A 1,480-nucleotide genomic window follows, 5' to 3' on the forward strand; every position below is an offset into this window, starting at 1 on the left:
GATGGCGAGGTGCTGGTCGAGATCAAGGCAACCGGCATCTGCCACACCGACGAGTTCACGCTGTCGGGCGCCGACCCGGAAGGCCTGTTTCCGGCGATCCTCGGCCATGAGGGCGCCGGCATCGTCGTCGACGTCGGCAAAGGCGTCTCCTCGGTCAGGAAGGGCGACCATGTCATCCCGCTCTATACGCCGGAATGCCGGCAGTGCCCGTCCTGCCTGTCGCGCAAGACCAATCTGTGCACCGCCATCCGCGCCACGCAGGGACAGGGCTTGATGCCCGACGGCACCTCGCGCTTCTCGATCGGCAAGGACAGGCTGTTCCACTACATGGGCTGCTCGACCTTTTCCAATTTCACCGTGCTGCCCGAGATCGCGGTGGCCAAGGTCAATGCCGACGCCCCGTTCGACAAGATCTGCTACATCGGCTGCGGCGTCACCACCGGCATCGGTGCTGTGATCAACACGGCCAAGGTCGAGCAAGGCGCGACGGCGGTCGTGTTCGGCCTCGGCGGCATCGGCCTCAACGTCATCCAGGGCCTGCGCCTTGCCGGCGCCGACATGATCATCGGCGTCGACCTGAACAACGACAAGAAGGAATGGGGCGAGAAATTCGGCATGACGCATTTCGTCAATCCGAAGGAGATCGACGGCGATGTCGTGGCTCATCTCGTCAACATGACCAAGCGCGGCGCCGACCAGATCGGCGGCGCCGACTACACGTTCGACTGCACCGGCAACACCAAAGTCATGCGGCAGGCGCTCGAAGCGTCGCATCGCGGCTGGGGCAAGTCGGTCATCATCGGCGTTGCCGGCGCCGGCCAGGAGATCTCGACGCGGCCGTTCCAGCTGGTCACCGGCCGCACCTGGATGGGCACCGCCTTCGGCGGCGCGCGCGGCCGCACCGACGTGCCGAAGATCGTCGACTGGTACATGGCCGGCAAGATCGAGATCGATCCGATGATCACCCACACGCTGAAGCTCGAGGACATCAACAAGGGCTTTGACCTGATGCATGAAGGCAAGTCGATCAGGAGCGTGGTGGTTTACTGAGGAGAAGAAAGCCGCCGGCTAACCAGCCAGCGGCCGAAAAATGCAGATGTTCAACACGGGAGGAGACAAAAATGCCGGAAAAACTGCATCCTAAAATCGACAATGGACTGCCACGGGAAAAGGCCGACTTTGCCGGCGGCACGCTGGTCTGCGCCTGCACCAGCAACCCGGTCAAGGTGAAGGTCAAGGGCCAGATCGCCCATAACCATGCCTGCGGCTGCACCAAATGCTGGAAGCCGGAAGGCGCGCTGTTCTCGGTCGTGGCGGTTGCCGGTACAAACGACGTGACGGTGACCGAAAACGGCGACAAGCTGAAGATCGTCGATCCGGGCGCGCTGATCCTGCGCCATGCCTGCACCGGCTGCGGCGTCCACATGCACGGCCCGGTCGAGCGCGACCACGCTTTCAAGGGGCTGTCCTTCATCCATCC

General features: G+C 63.3%; 2 protein-coding genes. Both read left to right on the forward strand.

The annotated features are described in order from the left end of the window. Window positions 1-1,050 (forward strand): S-(hydroxymethyl)glutathione dehydrogenase/class III alcohol dehydrogenase (locus NKI24_RS35710; RefSeq protein ID WP_352750873.1); only part of this gene is annotated, 1,050 nt, incomplete at its 5' end. A gap of 71 nt (window positions 1,051-1,121) precedes the next feature. Beyond that, window positions 1,122-1,480 (forward strand): GFA family protein (locus NKI24_RS35715; RefSeq protein WP_352750876.1); only part of this gene is annotated, 359 nt, incomplete at its 3' end.

Origin of the sequence: Mesorhizobium sp. M0701, assembly GCF_040320365.1 — a bacterium.
Taxonomy (GTDB): Bacteria; Pseudomonadota; Alphaproteobacteria; order Rhizobiales; family Rhizobiaceae; genus Mesorhizobium.